Consider the following 19,911-nt stretch of genomic DNA (forward strand, 5'->3'; position numbering starts at 1 on the left):
GGTATTTGGCGGGTAAACGAGAGGGCCCTTACAGGAGTAATTTTGGGTCGGCATTATGCGTTACCCGAGCGCAGCGAGGAAGGTTTGCGGCAGGACACAAAGTTGTGCGGCAGTCTGCATCCAAATTGCCTCTTATGTGCGTCGAACTCCAGTAGAATGCGTACTAACTAAAATTTGACCAATTCAGGTCAGGGAACGGGGTAGAGGGTACCTGTGAAAGTCTCGAGTAAAAACAAGCTGTTATTCATTGTATTGTTAGTCGGGGTGGCTGTTATTGCTGCGGTGGTTGTATTGAAGCCGAAGCCGGAGGAAAAACCGCCAGAGGTGGTGGTACCGCCAATGGCCGATGTTCTCTATATAGAACCCCGTCGCCAGACACTGTTGGTACCCAGCCAGGGAACCGTTCATGCCCGCCATGAAATCGATGTGATCGCGCGAGTCGGCGGTGTGATCGAAAGCGTGGATGAGGCATTTGTTCCCGGTGGCTTCTTCAATAAAGACGCCCGTTTATTACAGCTTGAGCAAGCAGACTATCGCTACCAGGTCACTCGCGCAGAATCGCAACTGGCAAATGCCAAGTCCGCCCTGGCTCAGGAGCAGGGCCATGCCAAGCAAGCTAAGCGCGAGTGGCGTGACCTGGGATCTGAAGCTGCCAATGCCCTGTTCCTACGCAAACCCCATCTCGAAGCTGCCCAGGCTGCAGTGGAAGCCGCGAGAGCTGACCGCGACCAGGCCAAGCTGGATTTGGAGCGCACATCACTCAAAGCACCCTTTGCAGGTCGTGTAGTTGAGACTTTTGTCGACCTGGGACAGTACATTACCCCCGGCACCCCTCTGGCAAAAATTCACAGCACCGGTATCGCTGAAGTCCGCCTCCCTCTGACCGACCAGCAACTGGCGTTGCTCGATCTTCCCCTGGGTAAGACTATTGAGAATGGCCCCGCTGTGCGTCTGCAAGCTGTTGTGGCTGGGCGTGAGCACGAGTGGCGTGCGCAATTGGTGCGAACCGAAGCGAGTATCGATCCCAACAGCCGCTTTATTTTTGCTGTTGCCCAGGTACAGAAACCCTATGAAGGGGATGTGCCGCTGATGAATGGCCTGTTTGTTGAGGCAGATATTGCCGGCAGAACCTTTGATGATGTTGTGGAGCTGCCCCGTCAGGCACTGCATGAAGGGGACCACTTGTTGGTGCTGAATGACGAGAGTCAGCTGATCTACAAAACTGTTGAGCTGTTACAAACCATCGGTGACAGAATCTGGCTCCGCGGGGATATCGCTATGGGTGACCGAGTGATTGTTTCAAGCTTGGGCTACTCCCGTGAGGGTATGGTACTTACCGCTAACCCCCTCAATGAGCGGCCAGCGGGCCTGGGGAGTCTTCCTGAAGATCCAGCAGATCCCTCTACAGTATCCGCTGCTGGTGATGCCGGTGGTGTTAGCAATGCTTCCCAGGGAGGCAAGTAATGAGCGGAATCATCCCGTGGTTTGCGCGCAATAGCAAAGCCGCAAACCTGCTGATGATTATGATAATCATCGGCGGAATCTTTGGCCTTATGAGTATCGACCGGGAGGTGTTTCCCACGCTGCAGCTGGGGATTGTAGAGGTTAATATCTCTTACCCCGGCGCCGGTCCGGCAGAGGTGGAGCAGCAGGTAACCGTTCGGGTTGAGGAGGCTATCTCCGAAGTAAAGGGTATTAAGGAGGTAAATTCTGCTTCCCGACGGGGTAGTGCCTCTATTGAAATCCAGGCGATGGATGGCTACGACGAGCTGCGATTGCTCAACGATATTAAGGTTCAGGTGGATAGTATCAACACCTTTCCTGACGGTATTGAACGTCCCGTTATTCGCTTGATTGAAGCCAATGCCGAGTTAATGATGATCGCCATCGGTGGGCCAGTTTCTGAGCGTCAGCTCAAGGAAACCACCCTGGATTTGCGCGATAAGCTCAACCTGATTTCCGGTGTGCGCAGAGTTGATGTTTGGGGTGATCGACCAGACGAGTTATCTATTGAAGTTTCCGAGCTGGATTTACGTCGTTATAACCTGAGCTTTAATCAGGTTGCCGACGCGGTGCGCCGCTCCTCCCTGGATTTGCCTGCCGGCATGGTGCGCTCGGACCGCGGTGATATTCAGGTGCAAACTCGTGGCCAGGCCTATACCGCCGAAGACTTCGAGCGTATCCCCGTAGTGAGCCGTGCCGATGGCTCTGTATTGTTGCTGCGGGATGTAGCGACAGTGCGTGATGGCTTTGAGGAGTACAACAACGTCATCCGCTTTAATGGCAATCCAGCCATGAACCTCCGCATTATTCAGGGCGAGCCTCTGGATGTGGTGAAAACCGCTGAGCGAATAAAAGCGTTCCTGGAAGAGACCCGCGAGCAATTGCCTCCGGGTATGGAACTGGATGTCTGGTTCGACTTTTCCAAGGCATTTGAAGGCCGCATGAATCTGCTGACTACCAATGCCCTGAGCGGTTTTGCCATGGTGTTTGTCATGCTGATGCTGTTCCTGCGCCCGGCACTGGCCATGTGGGTAACCGTGGGCATTGTTGTCGCTTTCCTGGGTGCTTTCTGGCTGTTGCCGGTGACCGGCGTCAGCCTAAATATGCTGTCACTGTTCGCCTTCCTGTTAATACTCGGGATTGTGGTGGACGATGCCATCATTGTGGGGGAGGCAGTGCATGCTGCCCACGATAGAGGTGAATCTGGCTTAGCTGCAGCTGAGCAAGGGGTGAAGCAGGTAGCTTCCCCGGTAATTTTCGCCGTGACCTCCACCATGGTGTTCTTTATCCCCATGCTGTTTCTACCCGGCATTACTGCACAGATGATGCTGGCCTTGCCGGTGGTGGTACTGCTGTGTCTGGTCTTCTCCCTGGTGGAATCCCTGTTGATCCTGCCGGCTCACTTGGTGGGCATGAAGCCAGAGAAACCTGCCAAATCGACTTTGGGAATTAAATTACAAAACGTACGTAGAAGTTTTGCCGGTGCGATGAAGACGGCCGGAGATAAGTACTACCTACCTTTGCTGGAAAAGTCCCTTAGCAATAGCCGCACCACAGTGATGAGCTTTATGTTGGCACTGGGTTTGTCGATCGCTGTTTTCCAGAGTGGTTATGTGGGCTCTTCATTCTCACCCCAGGTCCCCTCTGATTTATTGCAATTGCGAATTTCTATGGCCTCAGGTGAACCCTTCAGTGAAGCTGAACGGGTAATGGAGCAGGTACTCACTGCCGCTGATAAGTTGGAAACCGATGAGGGAATGCTGGAGCAGAACAAGGGTGAGTCTTTCTTGCAAAACTCCCTGGTTTTCAATTGGCGTGGCAATATTTATGTAACCTTGCAGCTTACCGATGGAGAGATGCGCGATGTCACCTCCGAGTCTCTAGCGTTGCGCTGGCGCGAATTGATTGGCGAGCTGCCGGCTAGCGTCGAGGACATGAATATTGATGCGAGCATCAACAATAGCAGTAATGGTATGAGCCTGAACCTGAGCACTGCCTCAGGGGATATGGGTGAACTGCGCGCTGCTGCTGATTTGGTTAAGGAAAAACTGGATAGTTATGTCGGTGTCTACGATGTGCGGGATAACCTGACCAGTGCCCGTCGCGATATTGAGATCCAGCTGAAACCCTATGCCACTACGATGGGTATTAACTTGGCAGACGTGGCCAGGCAGGTTCGTCAGGGTTTCTACGGTGAGGAGGTTCAACGTATCCCACGTGGTCGTGAGGATGTTCGCGTAATGGTTCGCTACCCTATGGAGGAGCGCGCCAGCGAAGAGCAGATGGACCGTATCCGCATTCGCACCAACGATGGGGAGGTACCTTTCTCAGCAGTGGCCGAGGCAGTTTACGTGCCGGGCTATACCACGATTCGCCGCAACGATCGCGAGCGCACCGTGCGGGTATTTGCCGAAATAACGCCGAATACATCCAGCGCGCAGGATATCCTTAAGGATATGCGCGAGACCCTGGTACCTGAGCTGGAGCGCCAGTTCCCCGGTTTCTCCCTGAGAACCGCTGGGGAAATGCAGGAAGAGGAAGAGTTTAACGGTGCTATCCTGGCCTTCTTCGTATTGTCCCTGTTCGGCATTTATGCGCTGCTGGCGATTGCTTTCCGCTCCTACTCTCAGCCGTTGCTGATCCTTACTGCTGTGCCGTTTGGGTTCTTCGGTGCTTTAGTTGGCCACCTGTTGATGGGACACAACATCAGCATTATGTCGATGCTCGGCTTCCTCGCAGCGGCGGGCGTGGTTGTGAACGATAACCTGGTATTGATGGATCGTATTAATCAGCTGCGCGCTCAGGGTATGGCGGTGATGGATGCGGTAGTACACGCGGGCCGGGATCGCTTCCGCCCGATTATCCTGACCTCGATTACTACCTTTATCGGTCTGGTACCGATTATGTTCGAGCGTTCAATCCAGGCCCAGTTCCTGATCCCGATGGTGATCAGCCTGGCATTCGGTGTTCTGTTTGCAACGGCAGTGACTTTGATCTTGGTCCCCAACCTGTACAAAGTTATTGAGAAGTTACGCCCGAAGCACAAAGTTGCAGTAGAAGACGATACCCCGGTCTCATTGGAGACTGTGTAGCGCGGGTACCCAGGCGCAATGGTGGATCGCCTTCACCATTGCGCCTTTGGGGTATAAATGCCTAAACTAACTGCCAGCAAAACGCCGACATTCCTGTCGGCTTTTTTATGGTGTTTGAATAGGATTCTCCCATGCGCATCCCGCGTATTTTTTCCAAGCAGCCTCTGGCTTCCGATCAAGAAGTAGACCTGGATGAGCTGGCTTCCCGTCACCTGGTAAAAGTACTTCGCTTGAATGCGGGCCATCCCTTAGTGCTTTTTGACGGCAATGGCGGTGAGTACACGGCGGAGTTGATCGAGACCGGCAAACGGGCGCGCGCACGCACGGGAGAGTACTGCGCAGAGGATCGCCAGTCACCGTTGGCACTGACCCTGGCGATCGGTATTTCCCGTGGCGATCGCTTCGATTGGGTGATACAGAAAGCCACTGAGCTGGGAGTGGCGGCGATACAGCCGCTGTTTACCGAACGTTGTGAAGTGAAGCTGTCCGGGGACCGCTTACAGAAAAAACTGGGTCACTGGCGCCAGATTGCTATCAGTGCCTGTGAGCAGTGTGAGCGCAACCGGGTTCCGGAGATTGCCGAACCGATAAAGCTGGCGCAGTATTTACAGAGTGAATCTGCTGAAGCTGAGCCCCAAGCCAAGTTGGTACTGCATCACCGCACCGAGCTGGATCTGCGCCAATGGCAGGCGGAGCGCGGTACACCGGAATCCGCCCTGCTACTGGTAGGTCCAGAAGGCGGGCTATCGCAGGTGGAAATCAATGCGGCACTGGCGCAGGATTTTATGCCTCTGCGTTTGGGACCAAGGGTGATGCGCACTGAGACAGCGCCGATAGCGGCATTGTCGGTATTGCAATTTCAATGGGGTGATTTGTAAGTCACTGAAGGATTGGCCGCGAGAGTATTCAGGGAGAGAAGAGCATGATAAAAGCATTTATCTGGTTGTTGGGCATTGTCATCGTTGTGTTATCACTGGCGATTATTGCCAAGCCGAAGCTGGCACAAAGCCTCAGCGAACGGCTTAACGAAACCGGCTATGCCCTCTCCGCCTGGGCGCGAATTATTATTGGCCTGATCCTTTTACTAATTGCAGACACTCGCCACTGGTATATTTTGTTCAATGCCCTCGGCGTACTGGTGCTATTGAGTGGTGCCTATATGCTGCAAATTGGTTTTGAGCGGGGCAAAGAATTAGCGGTTAAAATTTCCCGTGGCAATGAAAATTTCCTGCGTATTAGCGGCGTCATCGGTGTCATCCTCGGCCTGATGCTGCTCTCTGCGCGTTAACGATGTAGGTTCCCATGTCTTCTACCGATTTAATTATTTTTGACTGTGATGGTGTGCTGGTAGACAGCGAGAGCATCGTCTGTCGCATATTGGCAGAAGAAATGAATCGCCTGGGCTTGCAGACCACCGCCGAGGAACTGGACGAGCAATTCAGCGGTCGCCCGGCCAGGGACTGCTTGGTGGAAATCGAGAAGCGCTTTGGCGGACCACTACCGGATAATTATTTTGGCAATACGGAGCGGCGTATCCGCGAGGCGTTCCAGCAGGAATTACAGCCGGTTGTGGGTATTGAAGGCCTGCTCGACCAACTGCAACAGCTGGGTCTGCGCAGCTGCGTGGCTTCCTCGGGCTCTCACCAGAAAATGCAGCTGACACTGAATAAGACCGGTTTGTACGATTATTTCGACGGGCGGATTTTTAGTGCCGACGATGTATCCCGGGGCAAGCCCTGGCCAGAGCTATTCCTGCACGCAGCAGATGCCATGGGGGTGGCGCCGGAGCGCTGTCTGGTAGTGGAGGACTCCATTGCCGGTGTCTCTGCGGCCGTCTCTGCAGGTATGCGCGTGGTTGGCTACAGTGCCCATCCAGTAAGGGGTCCCCAGCTGGAACAGCAGGGTGCCCGGGTAGTCACAGACATGATGGCAGTTCTCAACTTTATTTAATGGCCACAGTGGCCGAGACTTCCGGTTGATCAGCGCTTTCGCTGTTCTACACTGAATTTGACGTCGAGAAACCGGAAGCTGTACCTATGGCGGGTAAATTCTTGTCTGCCAGTTGCCTATTCTTATTGGCCTTTACTCTGGTGGGCTGTGACCAGTCCGAATCCCCAAAGAAATATACGCTCGAACCTGTCGATGGAATACAGTCAGGTGACAGTGAGAAGACTGCCCGAGCAGCGGCCCCCTTTGCCGATGAGCTGGTGAGGTTTTTACGGGGAAATAACCGGTCCATCGGGGACACATTCCGCCTGCGCCTGGAGTTCGATCCCGGCGGTTTTGCCCCCCGCATAGAAACCATTGCCGATCTGGAAGCCTTGCTGGTGATCATGCGCGATTTTTCAGAGATGCGAATCTCCATTGAGGGGCATACAGACAGTGGCGGCGATGCGAAGAAGAATCTCAGCCTGTCCCAGCGCAGAGCGGATTGGGTAAAGCATTTCCTGATAGAGCGGGGCGTCTCCGCTGACCGTATGGAAGCCCAGGGCTACGGCGATACTGATCCGATTGCGGATAATGAGACAGAGAAAGGCAAGCGGGAGAACCGCCGCCTGATGATCCGGGTACTAAATTTTGATCGTGTTCCCAGCAAACTGCCGAGGCGCTAACCCCGAACAGTTTGCTGGCGAAGAAGTCGCTTAGAGTAGTGTCTCAGCTAGAGGCATTACCCAGTTCCTCACTGGAATTTACCGGCGTCTTTGGGGCTTGGTTGGAAAATATTTTCTTCATTAATTTTCCAGTTTGACGCAATCCAATAATACTCTGCGCTGTGAGCATACCGGAGATCATTGCACCGGCTACGCCGCAGCTCATCACATCCTGCCCTGTAAGGTAGAGCCCTTTGACCCGGCTTTTGGGTCTCAGCCAGGATTGCTCAAAGCGGTTGGGATCGTGATCCAGTCCGTAGATCTCTCCCCGTGGGTAGAAGCAGAAATAATCCGTGGATAACGGGGTTGAAAGCTCGTAGTAATCAATTTCCCCACGCAACTGCGGCATGTGCTTATACAAATGCTCCAGCAGGCGCTGGCTAAATGCCTCCTTCAGGTCCTCGTAATCATCTCCTCGCTTGCCCCAAGGCTTGTCGTGCCACTGGGCAAACCAATCGTAGTTGGCCGGTGCCACAATTTCGATAGTGGCGCGGCCCGGGTAGCGCTGGGTAAAGGTGGGGTCTTTCGCAGACGGGAACGAAATATAGACTAGCGGTATTTCCTTATCCTGATCGTCGATAAAGGCCTGCATATCCTCTTCGTACTGATCGCTGGAATAGATCCAGTAATTGGTCTTGGGCAGGTTTAATTCTTCCGCAGTTTTCTCCAAGCCAATATACAGACACAGGTGAGACATGGAGCGGTTGACGGTGTCCAGGTTGCGGATATATCCCATGCGCTCACTGGTACTGCGCGGTAACAGCTTCTCGAAGGTATTAAATACCCCTGCGCCGGAGACAACTAATGGTGCTTCGATTTCATGTCCGTCGGACATTCTTACACCGCGAACCTGATCCCCATTCATCAGGATGGTTTCCACCTTGGCATAGGTAAATACATCTCCACCACTGGCCTGAATCTGGGGAATAATCGTTTCGGAGATTTTGCTGGCGCCGCCGACAGGATAGTAACCGCCATAGAGATAATGCTTGGCGATCAGGGCGTGAATAATAAAGCTGCCCTCGGATGGGGTCATGCCATTATCACCCCACTGCCCTGTCAGCACGGAGATCAGCTTTTCATCGCTGGTGATTCCACTGAGAACTTCGCGGGTGGTTTTATTGAGCCAGGCGGGTTCGCGCAGTTTTCTCCACAGGCGAATAAAAGGTCCACACCAGGAGGGCAGCATTTTTCCCATTGCCAGTCGCTGCATGGCTTTGGCAACCACATTCAGCCGTTGCAGGTACTCCTCGATATTCGCGCGCTCATCGGGGAAGTGGCTGACCAACTCATCGATAAATTGCTGGCGGCCGGCTTTCAGGTCGTATTGTTTATCGCCAATACAGATGCGGTCATAGGTGCTGTCCATTGGCGCCCAGTGCAACTGGTTATTGGAAATAAAGTCGAAGATCTTGCGGGTCATGGTGGGGTGTTCGCCCACATCGCCGATATAGTGGACGCCGACATCCCACTCATAACCATTGCGGTCATAGGCGTGGGTGTATCCCCCGGCAGTGTAGTGTTGCTCAAGGACAAGTGCTTTCTTGCCCATGGCACTGAGCATCGCAGCACAAGTCAGACCGCCAATGCCTGAGCCAATGATAATGGCGTCGTAATTGCCTTCCAGGCGACTCGGGCGATAGCGCCGACCAATACGCAGCCGGCTTGGTTTTGGGGCACTGCGCTTCTTCTCGGGGGTCTCTGTCATGATGGCCTCGCCACTATTGTTTTTATTCCTCAACCATAGCGCCCCCTATCGAGCTATGCAATAAGTTGCATATTAATATTCTGTATATCTATTGTGCGCTTTTATATGTAACGTATACAATTTGTATATAAAGCATATCAAGGTAATAGTTATGGGCATCGTCAAGATATCCGATGAGCTACACGATGAGATTCGCAAGGCCAGTACGGTGATGGCCCGTTCAATTAATTCCCAGGCGGAGTACTGGATCAAGATTGGGATGCTGGCGGAGTTGAACCCGGAATTAAGCTACAGCGACTTGTGTAAGAAGTTGCTGCGTAATCAGGCATTAACCCTGGAAGAGCTGACACGTGAGTGAAATAAAAATAAAGACTCCTGATGAGCAGGAGTTAATGTGCCAATCGGGCCAATTATTGAGCCGTGTATTTGCCATGCTGGACTCCTTTATTGAACCGGGGGTCTCGACAATGCAAATTAATGAGCGGGTAGAAGAATTTATTGTCAATGAACTCAATGCCCGCCCCGCCAGCAAGGGGCAATATGATTATCCCTACGCCCTGAACACCTCAGTCAACGAAGTAGTCTGTCACGGCATGCCCAGTGATAAGCAGCTACTGCGGGAGGGAGATATCATCAATGTGGATATTACCCTGGAGAAATCTGGCTATATCGCTGATTCCAGCAAAATGTATAGCATCGGTACCGTGACCCCTATTGCCAGAAAACTGGTAACCACCTGCTATGAAGCTATGTGGGCCGGTATTGCCACGGTAAAGCCGGGAGTTACTTTTGGTGATATCGGCAATGCAATCCAGCGCCATACCGAGCGCAACGGCTTCAGTGTCGTACGGGAATATTGTGGCCACGGTATTGGCCGGGAAATGCACGAGGCCCCGCAGGTTCTTCACTTTGGGCGGCCTGGTTCCGGTGAAGTTTTACAGGAGGGAATGACATTTACCATTGAGCCCATGATCAATCAGGGAAATCGTAAAACCAAACTCAAGAAAGATGGCTGGACTGTAGTAACTAAGGATAAAAAGCTATCGGCCCAATGGGAGCATACGATTTTGGTAACTTGTGACGGTTATGAAGTGCTAACGCTTAGGGATGAAGAGAGATCTTCTAAGATTAAATAGCGGCCAATTAGTGATCGTTAGGTAGATAGCAATGGGTAGCGAGACACTTTATATTTTCGCTACCCACTGTTTTCAATAGATATTTTAATCCAGGCATGCAGGTTCTGCTGCGGTAAACGTGTTAAAGACCCAAGTATTGGTGCCGCTGCAATCGCCCGGATCGGTATCATCTTCCAAATCGTAAGGTGAGTTATTGAGAGAGGTATTTCGAACAATCTTGTTAAATTCACTACCCTCGATAAATATACCAATTCCTCCCTCGCCATTATCCTCGACAGTATTTTGAGTGATGAGAGTACTTGAAGTAAATCTAATTGGAATTCCTAGGCCGGCATTTCCGGTTACAAGATTGTTTGAGACTGTAGAGAAGTCAGCTTTATCTCCCTCATCGCCTTCCCCTACGGCAATTCCATCATTTAAGCCATCGGTAACAATATTTGAAAATACATTGGTGAACTGTCCATTCACCTCGATACCCTGATTGCCGCTACCACTGATATTGTTAAAAGTTATACTATTAAACATTCCCCTTAATTCAATACCTGAATTGTCAATATTGGTAAGGGTATTTCTAAGTACTATATTTGAATTCCCCCTAAGCTCTACACCATCCCCACTTTGAGTTGTAGAAAGGGTGTTATCTCTTATAACTGTATTATTAGTTTCTACATAAATTAAATCACCAAACATATCAGTAAGGTTCATAGAATAAATGACATGCCCTCCCTCCCCTTCAGCAACAATACCTCTTCCACAACCGGTGATCGAACCATCAAATACCTGCGCGCCAGTTCCGGTAAGAAGTATTGCTGCGTCTGCTTGATTGCTCTCATCAATACAGGTGAGTTGATAACCATCCATATCAAAAATTCCAGTGGGGCCATCTACAGTCAAAACTATCTGGTCTGGCTCTGTGACTTCACAAATAAGATCCTCTGTCAGTGTGGTTGGTGAAGTAATCGTATCACCACATTCAACGGCGACTGCTGAAAGTGGAATAAGTAATCCAGAAAATATAATCGTTACGTGAAATTTACATTTTTTCATCAGGATGCCTCGCGAAGTGGATTTCTAAATAAAGGTGGTTTGTACGATTTTGCTATTCACAAAATTTATAGAATTTTAAATTGATTTACTCTTGCCTGGATAATATTCAAATGAAATCTGTTTTCTAATTCTTAGAAGAATTCTAGATTTGATTGTGACCTTTATTAATTTACGCGCCAGGTATTAATAGTGTCATCATAAGATAAAGCTATTCGGCGCCTTTGGAAGTTGGCAACGGTGCCAGTTCGCTATTGGCTTGACAGATCTGTACTTTCTCAAGATATACTGTATTTTTGTACAGTATTATAGGTGAGTTGTTATGCGCCCCAGAGTTATAGTTTTTGATAATGAACCCATAAGAATTTGCCGCTATCGATCCAGTTATGACAATCGCCCTATGTACGCGATTAGTATTTTGAACTATGAAAAGTACGTACGTCGGTTTTCTGTTGCTGTGGGAGTGGATTTGCGCAAGGAATTGGAGTTAACCTTGTGTCAGATGAGAGGGATCGAGAGTAATTTAAGGTGGCTGTCCGAATATACTGAAAAAACCAGTTCAGCCGGATAAGTGGGAGGCTCTGGGTGTGTAGTGTCTTTGATGTCAGTGATCATGCGGGTATGGAACGCTTTCTCGATACTTATGGTATTCGGGGTGCCGGACATATGATTTACGGTAGACGCCGGAGGCCCACCCAGCAGGTGTCTATCGTAACTACACGGAATGGTGCTGCTGAAATAGAAAATGCCATTTGGCATCTCTACCTTGAGAGGCATGGTGATACTTGGCGGCCCCATAAAAAATACTGGTCCATCAACAGTAATTGGAAAAAACTGGACTCCAGGCCGGAATATCGCAAGTCCCGCTGCTTAATTCCCGCTACAGCCTGGGTGGAAAGCCAAGGTGGCAAGCACCCGGTGGAATTCAGTTATGGTGAGCCTTTTTTCTTTTGTGGTTTGTATAAAATCTGGGGAAATTTACTCAGTTGCTCAATCATTACTTTGGACTCCCACCCAGCCACTAAGCGCTACCATGAAAAGTCACTTCCCATGATTGCGCCCAATCGCCCAGATTTTGTAGAGCCCTGGTTAAATTGTACGGGGTCGACAGAAGATTTTAGCCCATTCCTGAAACCATCCATTGAGTACTCGGGGAAAATACTTACTGCCCACCCTTTGCTGAGGGCAACTTCTACCGAGCATATTGGGGACCCTATCCCTGTAATTGAGTAATTATTTGCCCTGGGATATCGGGGTATAGAAAATTTAAATTGCACAACCTAAATTGTACTCCCGGCGTGGTATATCAATTAGTTTCCTTCTTGAACTTATACTTCTTTCGTGAGGTGCAAAATATGCGCTGGTTTCATCTAGAAGATCTACAAAGCGATTAAGCCGATGTATTTGTTTTTGGTTTAAATTATCTTGAGCAAGAAGTGCATTGATTTCTGTGCTAGCCAGTTCCTTTGCTGCTATATCTTCTGGCAGGCCACTGCGAGTACATAATCCATAAGTCCCCTCAATAAAGTGTTGCCATTCCTCTTCGATATGTTGAGAAATTCCGGATGAAAATTTTGGGTTGCTGGATTCGTATCCTAAATTTCGCAATTGAGCTATCTTAGCTATGTATCGATTAGCAAAGCACTGATAAATAGAGTTAAAGTCTTGCTTAGCCTCTATGATACCAATCCAGCTGGCGTAGCCTTTTGCAAAGTACTCAACTGTCTGTTTTTCGGAGTGGGATCCAAAAAAGGATTCACAGTCCCATTGAATATTGAGCTTATAAGAGGGCTTTGGCATAACACCCTTATCCTGGTAGCGCTGCAATTGTAGTTCGCTGATTTGAGTAGCCTGAATAAGCTGTTCTTTGGTTAGGAAGTGTTTATCCAGATAATTAAGCAATTCCACTGAATGTGCTCCAAGGTAGAAATCGAATGAAATTCTAGCGCCTGGAGCACTTAATACTTCGATGTGAGCCGAAGCATCTTTTCCCTTTTAACAGGCCTTGGAGAGTTTATTCCTGCAGGAAGAGAATATCCGTTCTAATAATATATTTGATTCCTCGGGTGATTGGAGTAGAGCTGTGAATTCTGTGTAAGGGATGCATTCCATGGGGGAAGCACAGTACGGCTCCGGCAGGTGTGCGGACATCGATGTCTAATAAAGAGTCCCGGCTGGGTTGTTTTAGGGGATCATCTGCATTCACCCTGAATCGGGTTGCACCACCTTCAAAATCTTCACTCAGCAGTACTAAAAACGTCATTTCACTATAGCGATCGGGGAAGCCATTGGTGATCAACTGGTTGTTGTCAATGCGGCTACCGGGCCAGGCGCCATCGGTGTGGAACTGGAAGAAATCTCCCTCACCATAGCGATAAAAGCGGAAACGCCGATTGATGCCAACAGCCTCCCTTCCACCAAAGTAACCATTTAAGTCCTGCGTCAGGTCTCGGCATCGCTGCCAGATCAGCCGTTCTGTAACCTCGTCAACCACCCAGGTCAGGTTGTCGTTATGGCGGACCTCCCGGGGTAGGGAGACGGCTGCATCCGGTAAATAACCCACCGCTTCAGTGATATCAATGAGCCGTTGGCATTCCTCTTTTGAAAAGACATTGAGCAATTGGAAGGCTCCGGGTACCTCGGCGATATCTCGTCGTGAAACCGGTTGCGGCGCTTGATCGGCCAGGGCCGCCGGGTTTTTGCTGCGAGTAGCCCAGGTGGGCAGGGCCGGATGTTCTGCCCCGGGTTCGCGGGCGATAACAAAGAAGTCATCCAATTGGGTGACAGTATCAATACTTTCAGTCGTGGACATCTGCTGTACTTCTATTGGAAAATTTTTTCAAAGACTTAGCGGTTTAAAACGGTAATTTGTGCAAACTGCCGGTGCCCTTCAGCTCCGCCGTGGAAGCCAAAGCCACTTTGCTTGGCGCCCACCCAAGGTGAGCCGCCAGCGCCCTGGTTGATGCCAATCATTCCCGCTTGCAGCTGGCTGGCGACTTGCTCGGCCTGTTTGCTTTCACCAAACACAACCGCACCGAGACCGTAAACAGAGTTATTGGCCCGCTCGACCACATCGTCCACTGAGCTGAAGCGGTCGATGGCTACGATAGGCCCAAAAGTCTCATCATCTTCCACCAGCATGCCCGGTCGAATACCGCTGATAACTGTGGGCGGAATAAACGGCACCTGTGGATCGCGCTCCCCTAGAAGAAGCTTTGCGCCTTTATTCAGGGCATCGTGGATATGCTCCACCACCTTTTGGTGTTGGCGGTGATTAACCAAGGGGCCGATATCCACCTGTGGCTCCTGCCACCCGCCGACACGATATTGCTTCGCCAATGCCACCACGGCATTTTCAAATTTATCGGCAATTTTTTCGTCCACATAAATACGCTCTGTGGAGGTGCACATCTGGCCTGAATTCTCAAAACTGGAGCCAACGGCAAATTGTGCAGCCTGGGGAATATTGGCGCTCTGCAACACGATCATTGGGTCATTGCCACCCAACTCCATAACCAGGCGTTTCAATGCCGGAGCGGCATTGGCCATAATTTTCTGGCCCGTTATTCGCGACCCGGTAAAGGCGACCATATTGATGGGGGATTTCACCAGGGCTTCACCGGTTGCGCCATCGCCGTGAGCAATTTGTAAAATGTCCTGAGGCAGGGTTTGGTTGAGTGTTTTCACCAATAAGTCAGCGACCAATGGCGATTCTTCTGAAGGTTTTAAAATCACAGCGTTGCCGGCGACCAGGGCGGGAACAACCAGGTTATTGGCCATGGCTAGTGGATAGTTCCAGGGGGAGATAACCGCGACAACGCCCAGTGGCCGATATTGAATTTCGCTACCGCCACTGCGTTTTGCCCGCAGGGCCTCGCCGGCATCCCCCGCTAACCAGGCACCGCCTTGGACTACGCCGCCGGCTTCATACTGTGCACGCCGGGCATCTTTGCCCATTTCACGGCTGATAAGTTGTGCCAGCTCTCCCTCTTCCGCATTCAGTTTTGTGTAAGCCTGCTGAAGTAGTTGTACCCGCTCCTGAAGAGATTTACTCGACCACACTCGCTGCGCTTTGTGGGCTTTCTCCACCATGTTCTGAATATCTTGGGGCTTGCTGACAGGTAGCGATCCGATGGCCTCTCCGGTTAGTGGATCAATCGATCGAAGTATATTTTCCATAATGAGGTCTCACTCAATCCGGCCACTTTATTGAGTGGCCGGGTGTTTTCTTTAAAGCGTTGGTGTTATTGGTCAAACAGGGCAATAGTGCGAATTTCCAGGCTGGTTCTGCGTGGTGCCCCTGCACTTCCCGGTAGGTCGAAAGCGCAGTGGGGAACACCGGTTACATCGCCTCGATGCTGGCTATCGAAGACCCGCAGTAAAATGCCTTCGCCGGGCTGCATATCGCTAAACCAAATCCAGCGGTGAACCGGGTTGAAACTCAACACCGAAATCTGCCCTTTTCGCTCTGGGTAAATTAATCGCATATTGTGGAAATCACTGGCGGCGACAGTGCGCAGGTCCACCATTGCCAACGGTGACTCCTGCACCGGGCGCAATAGGGGTAGCCAGAGATTAATAAATTGGTAGCGCGGATAATCTGATGGCTTGTACCCCCGGGCCTCCAGGGTTTCCTTTAGCTGGCGCTCTGCGGACCAGGGTGTGTAGTCGTTGTGCACCAATTTCACAGGGGATCGGCGACTGCGGCTCATCTCCGGTGTCGCATCAGTCGATGGTTGGGCTCGCAACGTGTGGTCAAAGGTCAGTACCTTTGCTGCACCCAGGTGAGCGCCTATCCAGGATTCAATAGCTGGATACCATTGGGTGCGAATCAACTGGTCGCGCTCCTCAGGGCTGGGGCTACTCCCTGAGGGTTGGTCCAGCGCGTGTAGCGCATCATCCAGCTGGCGCAGGTTTATGCCGAGCATAGGGCGTACCAGCTCAAATCCCTGGGTATCGAGACGAAAACGCTCCCCGGCGGTTTTCAAGGCGCGACCATCGTAGATGTGAACCTGCTGGGAAATAACATTCTCGACCAGATTGGCAGGCCCAGGGCCCTCTGAACGCTTGTCGTACACCAGATCGCTACTGGGATCAGCGTAGTGAATAATTGCTGTAACTAATTGATCCTGAAAGGAGGATCGGGCTGCGGTTTGCATAGTGAACTCTCCCCCCACCGAAGTGGATGCCATACGGGCCAATCTACTCACAATGCTAGGGTTACGTGGATACAATGAAAACCAAGTAACAGTTGTGAGTGATACAGGTTTGAGCAGAAATCATCGGGCGAACCCACTGGAGAGGCTGGAGTTACGTCAACTTCGCTTAATGAACGCTATCTTGCGAGAACTGAATTTATCCCGGGTGGCTGACCAGCTGGGTGTGAGCCAGCAAACAGTCAGTGAACAATTGAAACGCCTGCGGGAAATCTTTGATGACCGGCTGTTTATTCGCACCAGCAACGGTGTTATTCCCACCCCTCTGGCCGAGCGCCTGGCTCCTAAATTGGATGAGATCCTGAACAATGTCGCGGCGCTGCTGCGTACGGATGAATTTGACCCGGCACAGCATCGGGGCATCTTTACCATCAGTGCAACAGACTTTGAGCAGCGGGTGGTACTGCCGGTTCTCCTCAAGCAACTGCGTCAGCAGGCCCCGGATATAAAAGTCGTGGTGCTTAAGTTGGAGATTGATCGCATGGCCCAGCAACTGCAAACCGGTGAAGTGGATCTGGTGTTTAGCACGCCGGGATTTGTGCCGGATAACAGTCCCAGCATGTTGTTGTATCGAGAGCGCTACGTCTGCGTATGCTGCCAGCACACCGAAATGCCGCACAGCGCCAGTCAGCCCTTGGGAATGGAAGAGTTGGCAGCTTTGCCACAGCTGGTGGTATCACCTTCCAGGGGGGATCTGCGGGGCATGGCGGATAGTTGGTTTGAGCAGTTTGGTTTGGAGCGCAATGTGGTGCTGTCTGTCCCCTCTTTTGCCGCCGCAGCCGAGTGCATTGCCTCGACCAATACCGTTGCCTTTTTGCCCTCGCGACTGTTGCCTGATCCCCGACTAAAAACACTGCCTATTGTCGAACAGCCCCCGGGGTTTGATGTGATTGCCGCCTGGCATACCCGCAGCAGTCAGGACCCTTTGCACAAGTGGATTCGCACCCTGTTAGCACAACAATTTCCCAGTAATTAGTGAGGGAGGCAGCGCTGCTAAACTTGAGCAGTCCAAGGATTCAGGTAGTGGTCGCCATGCGTGTAGCATTTTTTCTGCTGATATTTTTGAACTCTTCTGTTTACGCTCATTCCGATTTTACCGAGCAAATGGGCATCCCCCACTTATTTGCCAAAGACGCACTGGTTGAGGAAATTAAAAAAGTGGATTGCACCCTCTCTGAGGGGCGCAAGACCCAATGCTGGATGATTGTGGTAAAGGCTGAACCCAAACATAAAATAGGGCCCTGGTGCCCACGCAATGTTGTCGATCCAATTACGTCTGGCGGCATGATGTTTATCAAGCAGCAGATAGAGCCGATTGATGGACCTTTCGTTAAAAATGCTGCGACCTTTTTCTCTGATCCAAAATGGAGCCTATACGACCCCAAAACTGGGGAGGTAAAAGTTACCGATTCAAAGCAGGCCTGTGAGATGGCCGCGCGGCCAGATGTTGCACCGCAATACAATAATTACTGCGTGGAATGTTTAGCCAGCTATATGGGCCCGGATTTTCATACCCGCTACCTGATCCCCGTACAGCCTACCAAGGCCAAGTCAAAGCAGAATCCCGATGGTTTTTCCGGTTATGGAGTCGCTTTTAATGGGGTTAAATTTGATATCGCCGCGCCCATCGGCGCAATTTTAGGTGCACACACCTTAGCGCCAGTGGATGCCTGTGGTGGTCATGTAAACCCCCACGTGGGCTATCACTACCACGCTGCCCTGGGTTGCAGCCAAGCCTACCCGTCTGCCGCAAGCCATGCAGCGATTGTCGGTGTCGCCATAGATGGCTATCTGATTTATGCGCGGGAGAATGCCGATGGCCGCGAGCCCGATGACCTGGACGAATGCCGTGGCCATGAGTTTGCAGACCTGGGCTACCACTACCACGCCAACCTCGCTGCAGAAAACGATATCCTGCATTGCCTAAAAGGGGAGAGAGGTTGTGCCCTGGCCGGCAATCAAAGCCTGTGCGATTTCTCCCATCGGGGACCTCCCGGGCCACCCAGGCGTTAACTCAGGCCCGATTGTTGCTTCAAATAGTGAAAGACGAAGAGAGTCTCAGCGCTCTTTTTGGTATTGATATCAATAAATGGCGTCGAATAACTGTCTTATAAGCCCAGGACTTGATCTGACCGTCAGGTTTCCTTAATGGCCCTGGGAGATAATGCCTCTAACTATTTCAGGTAATCCGGAATACCAACAATGAGCAATGGTACAAATTTCTATCTGATCCGAATGGTGGAATCCCTCGGTGTGCTGGTGCGCACTCGCCTGTGGATGCAGATAGTGGTCGCCATGATCCTGGGGCTAACTGTCGGCCTGCTGCTATCTCCTGAAGGGGCCGCGCTGGTGAGCCAGGATCTCAGTGCGGCATTGGCCAGCTGGTTTAAGCTGCCGGGCTCCATCTTTCTGAATATGATCCAGATGGTGGTGATACCGCTGATTATGTCCTCAATCATCCTGGGGCTCAGTGGCAGCGGGAACGTCAGTCAGCTTAAACGTGTCGGACTGCGCATCGCTCCCTACTTTGTCGGCACTACCACTGTTGCGGTGATTATCGGCATTATCCTGGTCCAGTTGATCCAACCCGGTGACTATATCGATGAGTCCCTGCTCAGCGCCGCCACTGAGTTGCAGGTTGCGAGTGCCCCCCAGGTGATGGAGTCCAAACCGCTTCCCGAGCGTATTGCTGAATTGATTCCCGCCAACCTCAACGAAAGTATTGCCATGCGCAATATGTTGCAGCTGGTGGTCTACGCGATTTTTATTGGCGTTGCCGTGATGCTGTTGCCGCAAAAGCAGCGAGAAACCGCTGTATACGCTTTTGGCATTATTCAGGAGGTGGCACTTAAGGTGGTTGGTTGGGCCATGCTGTTTGCGCCCCTGGCCGTATTTGGCCTCCTGGCAGATATTGCTATTCGCGTGGGTCTCACTGCAATTCTGGGAATGTCTGTGTATGTGGGCACCGTGATTCTGGGACTACTTATTCTTCTCAGTTTTTACCTGATAATTGTTTCCCTGGTGACCTCCGTCGGCCCGATCACATTTTTGCAGAGAATTAGCGGAGTGCAGCTGCTGGCATTCTCCACATCCAGCTCTGCTGCGGTAATGCCGTTGTCAATGAAAGTTGCAGAAAGTCCCCTGGGAGTAAAACCATCCATCGCCAAATTTATTGTGCCCCTGGGCGCTACTGTGAATATGGATGGCACGGCGCTCTATCAGGTAATCGCTGCGGTATTTTTAACTCAGGTATATGGCATTGACCTGACAACTGCGCAGCTAGTGGGCCTGACTGTGACCACCGTTGGCGCCTCAATTGGTTCTCCCAGTACGCCGGGCGTCGGTATCGTAATCCTGGCGACAATTCTGGCCGGTATTGGTGTCCCACCGGAAGGTATTGCACTGATTCTGGGGGTGGATCGGATTCTCGATATGTGCCGTACAGCAGTCAATGTGACCGGGGATCTGACAGCCTGTCTGGTGATGGACCGCTTGTTAGGCAGCGACAACCTGGAGGAGGAAGCCGCCCAAACGGCCTGACTGTTAAAGTGATGGCTTAAA

General features: G+C 51.3%; 18 protein-coding genes. 12 read left to right on the forward strand and 6 right to left on the reverse strand.

Annotation, left to right across the window (positions count from 1 at the left end; all coding sequences use genetic code 11):
* Positions 1–213: 213 nt before the first annotated feature.
* The 6 genes from ACJJIR_RS00085 (at position 214) to ACJJIR_RS00110 (ending at position 7,207) form a co-directional block, all read left to right on the forward strand.
* On the forward strand, positions 214–1,464 hold the full coding sequence (locus tag ACJJIR_RS00085; protein WP_444906889.1) for an efflux RND transporter periplasmic adaptor subunit: 1,251 nt from the start codon (positions 214–216) through the stop codon (positions 1,462–1,464).
* Positions 1,464–4,595, forward strand: a complete 3,132-nt coding sequence (locus ACJJIR_RS00090; RefSeq protein ID WP_413663777.1) for an efflux RND transporter permease subunit — start codon at positions 1,464–1,466, stop codon at positions 4,593–4,595. Before ACJJIR_RS00085 ends, ACJJIR_RS00090 begins: the two co-directional genes overlap by 1 nt.
* Before the next feature lie 131 nt (positions 4,596–4,726).
* On the forward strand, positions 4,727–5,473 hold the full coding sequence (locus tag ACJJIR_RS00095) for a 16S rRNA (uracil(1498)-N(3))-methyltransferase (protein WP_444906890.1): 747 nt from the start codon (positions 4,727–4,729) through the stop codon (positions 5,471–5,473).
* Positions 5,474–5,517: 44 nt separating this feature from the next.
* Entirely contained in the window at positions 5,518–5,883 is a 366-nt protein-coding gene (locus tag ACJJIR_RS00100; protein ID WP_282930692.1) for a hypothetical protein, read from the forward strand.
* 14 nt (positions 5,884–5,897) lie between these two features.
* A complete protein-coding gene (locus ACJJIR_RS00105; RefSeq protein WP_282930693.1) occupies positions 5,898–6,545 on the forward strand; it encodes an HAD family hydrolase in 648 nt (215 codons plus the stop codon).
* An 86-nt stretch (positions 6,546–6,631) separates the two neighbouring features.
* Positions 6,632–7,207, forward strand: a complete 576-nt coding sequence (locus tag ACJJIR_RS00110) for an OmpA family protein (RefSeq protein ID WP_444906891.1) — start codon at positions 6,632–6,634, stop codon at positions 7,205–7,207.
* 43 nt (positions 7,208–7,250) lie between these two features.
* Here the strand turns inward: ACJJIR_RS00110 and ACJJIR_RS00115 are convergent, their stop codons facing one another.
* Entirely contained in the window at positions 7,251–8,954 is a 1,704-nt protein-coding gene (locus tag ACJJIR_RS00115; RefSeq protein WP_444906892.1) for a phytoene desaturase family protein, read from the reverse strand.
* 151 nt (positions 8,955–9,105) lie between these two features.
* On the opposite strand from ACJJIR_RS00115, the gene ACJJIR_RS00120 reads away from it, so the two are divergent.
* Positions 9,106–9,312: a ParD-like family protein gene (locus ACJJIR_RS00120; protein ID WP_413663773.1), complete on the forward strand. Its 207-nt coding sequence runs from the start codon at positions 9,106–9,108 to the stop codon at positions 9,310–9,312.
* Between the two features lie 34 nt (positions 9,313–9,346).
* Complete coding sequence (gene map, locus ACJJIR_RS00125; RefSeq protein ID WP_444908448.1) at positions 9,347–10,090, forward strand: type I methionyl aminopeptidase; 744 nt, start codon at positions 9,347–9,349, stop codon at positions 10,088–10,090.
* 84 nt (positions 10,091–10,174) lie between these two features.
* On the opposite strand, the gene ACJJIR_RS00130 is transcribed toward map, so the two are convergent.
* On the reverse strand, positions 10,175–11,137 hold the full coding sequence (locus ACJJIR_RS00130; RefSeq protein WP_444906893.1) for a right-handed parallel beta-helix repeat-containing protein: 963 nt from the start codon (positions 11,135–11,137) through the stop codon (positions 10,175–10,177).
* A 582-nt stretch (positions 11,138–11,719) separates the two neighbouring features.
* On the opposite strand from ACJJIR_RS00130, the gene ACJJIR_RS00135 reads away from it, so the two are divergent.
* Entirely contained in the window at positions 11,720–12,367 is a 648-nt protein-coding gene (locus ACJJIR_RS00135; RefSeq protein ID WP_444906894.1) for an SOS response-associated peptidase family protein, read from the forward strand.
* A gap of 33 nt (positions 12,368–12,400) precedes the next feature.
* Here ACJJIR_RS00135 and ACJJIR_RS00140 read toward each other — a convergent pair whose 3' ends face one another.
* The 4 genes from ACJJIR_RS00140 to ACJJIR_RS00155 all read right to left on the reverse strand — a co-directional run bounded on the left by ACJJIR_RS00140 (position 12,401) and on the right by ACJJIR_RS00155 (position 16,293).
* Entirely contained in the window at positions 12,401–13,042 is a 642-nt protein-coding gene (locus ACJJIR_RS00140) for a DUF6058 family natural product biosynthesis protein (protein ID WP_444906895.1), read from the reverse strand.
* A 106-nt stretch (positions 13,043–13,148) separates the two neighbouring features.
* A complete protein-coding gene (locus ACJJIR_RS00145; RefSeq protein WP_444906896.1) occupies positions 13,149–13,946 on the reverse strand; it encodes a prolyl hydroxylase family protein in 798 nt (265 codons plus the stop codon).
* A 35-nt stretch (positions 13,947–13,981) separates the two neighbouring features.
* Complete coding sequence (locus tag ACJJIR_RS00150; protein WP_444906897.1) at positions 13,982–15,313, reverse strand: aldehyde dehydrogenase family protein; 1,332 nt, start codon at positions 15,311–15,313, stop codon at positions 13,982–13,984.
* Between the two features lie 65 nt (positions 15,314–15,378).
* Complete coding sequence (locus ACJJIR_RS00155) at positions 15,379–16,293, reverse strand: CmcJ/NvfI family oxidoreductase (RefSeq protein ID WP_444906898.1); 915 nt, start codon at positions 16,291–16,293, stop codon at positions 15,379–15,381.
* Position 16,294: 1 nt separating this feature from the next.
* Here ACJJIR_RS00155 and ACJJIR_RS00160 point away from each other — a divergent pair, with 1 nt between their 5' ends.
* From ACJJIR_RS00160 to ACJJIR_RS00170, 3 genes are all read left to right on the forward strand, one after another.
* Positions 16,295–17,326 carry a LysR family transcriptional regulator gene (locus ACJJIR_RS00160; RefSeq protein ID WP_444906899.1) on the forward strand — a complete coding sequence of 344 codons (1,032 nt, stop codon included), beginning with the start codon at positions 16,295–16,297 and terminating at the stop codon, positions 17,324–17,326.
* A gap of 56 nt (positions 17,327–17,382) precedes the next feature.
* Positions 17,383–18,363, forward strand: coding sequence for a YHYH protein (locus ACJJIR_RS00165; RefSeq protein ID WP_444906900.1), 981 nt, complete (start codon positions 17,383–17,385; stop codon positions 18,361–18,363).
* 189 nt (positions 18,364–18,552) lie between these two features.
* Positions 18,553–19,890 (forward strand): dicarboxylate/amino acid:cation symporter, encoded by a 1,338-nt coding sequence (locus tag ACJJIR_RS00170; protein ID WP_282930708.1) that lies wholly within the window; start codon positions 18,553–18,555, stop codon positions 19,888–19,890.
* The last annotated feature ends 21 nt before the right edge of the window (positions 19,891–19,911 follow it).

The sequence above is a fragment of the Microbulbifer maximicatervae (SeqCode) genome (assembly GCF_052467385.1).

Bases quoted from the DNA above. Each gene is read 5' to 3' on its own strand.
- ACJJIR_RS00095 (WP_444906890.1), top strand. From the start codon at position 4,727: ATGCGCATCCCGCGTATTTTTTCCAAGCAGCCTCTGGCTTCCGATCAA.
- ACJJIR_RS00165 (WP_444906900.1), top strand. From the start codon at position 17,383: ATGCGTGTAGCATTTTTTCTGCTGATATTTTTGAACTCTTCTGTTTAC.
- map (WP_444908448.1), top strand. From the start codon at position 9,347: ATGTGCCAATCGGGCCAATTATTGAGCCGTGTATTTGCCATGCTGGAC.
- ACJJIR_RS00110 (WP_444906891.1), top strand. From the start codon at position 6,632: ATGGCGGGTAAATTCTTGTCTGCCAGTTGCCTATTCTTATTGGCCTTT.
- ACJJIR_RS00155 (WP_444906898.1), bottom strand. From the start codon at position 16,293: ATGCAAACCGCAGCCCGATCCTCCTTTCAGGATCAATTAGTTACAGCA.
- ACJJIR_RS00105 (WP_282930693.1), top strand. From the start codon at position 5,898: ATGTCTTCTACCGATTTAATTATTTTTGACTGTGATGGTGTGCTGGTA.
- ACJJIR_RS00090 (WP_413663777.1), top strand. From the start codon at position 1,464: ATGAGCGGAATCATCCCGTGGTTTGCGCGCAATAGCAAAGCCGCAAAC.
- ACJJIR_RS00150 (WP_444906897.1), bottom strand. From the start codon at position 15,313: ATGGAAAATATACTTCGATCGATTGATCCACTAACCGGAGAGGCCATC.
- ACJJIR_RS00120 (WP_413663773.1), top strand. From the start codon at position 9,106: ATGGGCATCGTCAAGATATCCGATGAGCTACACGATGAGATTCGCAAG.
- ACJJIR_RS00115 (WP_444906892.1), bottom strand. From the start codon at position 8,954: ATGACAGAGACCCCCGAGAAGAAGCGCAGTGCCCCAAAACCAAGCCGG.
- ACJJIR_RS00145 (WP_444906896.1), bottom strand. From the start codon at position 13,946: ATGTCCACGACTGAAAGTATTGATACTGTCACCCAATTGGATGACTTC.
- ACJJIR_RS00100 (WP_282930692.1), top strand. From the start codon at position 5,518: ATGATAAAAGCATTTATCTGGTTGTTGGGCATTGTCATCGTTGTGTTA.
- ACJJIR_RS00170 (WP_282930708.1), top strand. From the start codon at position 18,553: ATGAGCAATGGTACAAATTTCTATCTGATCCGAATGGTGGAATCCCTC.
- ACJJIR_RS00130 (WP_444906893.1), bottom strand. From the start codon at position 11,137: ATGAAAAAATGTAAATTTCACGTAACGATTATATTTTCTGGATTACTT.